The sequence below is a fragment of the Epilithonimonas hispanica genome (genome assembly GCF_003385395.1).
GTDB classification, from domain to species: Bacteria; Bacteroidota; Bacteroidia; order Flavobacteriales; family Weeksellaceae; genus Epilithonimonas; species Epilithonimonas hispanica.
This window is the reverse complement of the sequence record NZ_QNUG01000121.1, coordinates 1-879: the sequence shown is the minus strand read 5'-3', so window position 1 is coordinate 879 and position 879 is coordinate 1. Positions and strand designations below refer to the sequence as shown.

Genomic DNA, 879 nt, shown 5'->3' with positions numbered 1-879 from the left:
AGCTGAGGGTTAGTCGGGACCTAACGCGAACCCGAAAGGGGTAGTGGATGGACAATGGGTTAATATTCCCATACTTGCTCACACTAAAAAGGGGACGGAGTGACGTAGCTACTGGAGACTGACGGAATAGTCAAGACCTAGCCTTCGGGCGAAGTTGTTGTAGTGAACTCGCTTCCAAGAAAAGCCGAAGTGAAGCAACCCGTACCAAAACCGACACAGGTAGTCGAGGAGAGAATCCTAAGGTGCTCGAGTGAGTCGTGGCTAAGGAACTAGGCAAAATAGTCTCGTAACTTCGGAAGAAGAGACGCCAACAGCAATGTTGGCCGCAGTGAAGAGGCCCAGGCGACTGTTTATCAAAAACACAGGACTCTGCTAAATCGAAAGATGCTGTATAGGGTCTGACACCTGCCCGGTGCTGGAAGGTTAAGGAAGGGCGTTAGCGTAAGCGAAGCGTTTGACTGAAGCCCCAGTAAACGGCGGCCGTAACTATAACGGTCCTAAGGTAGCGAAATTCCTTGTCGGGTAAGTTCCGACCTGCACGAATGGTGTAACGATCTGGGCACTGTCTCAACCATGAGCTCTGTGAAATTGTAGTATCGGTGAAGATGCCGATTACCCGCAATGGGACGAAAAGACCCTGTGAACCTTTACTATAACTTCGTATTGACTTTGAGTAAACAATGTGTAGGATAGGTGGGAGGCTATGAAGCTGGCACGCTAGTGTTGGTGGAGCCAACGTTGAAATACCACCCTTTGTTTACTTGGAGCCTAACTTCTACGGAAGGACATTGCGTGGTGGGTAGTTTGACTGGGGTGGTCGCCTCCAAAAGAGTAACGGAGGCTTTCAAAGGTACCCTCAGCACGCTTGGTAACCGTGCG

At 50.2% G+C, this 879-nt stretch carries 1 rRNA gene; it reads left to right on the top strand.

Annotated features, from left to right (window positions below):
- Positions 1-879 (top strand): 23S ribosomal RNA (locus DRF58_RS18135); the annotation flags it as partial.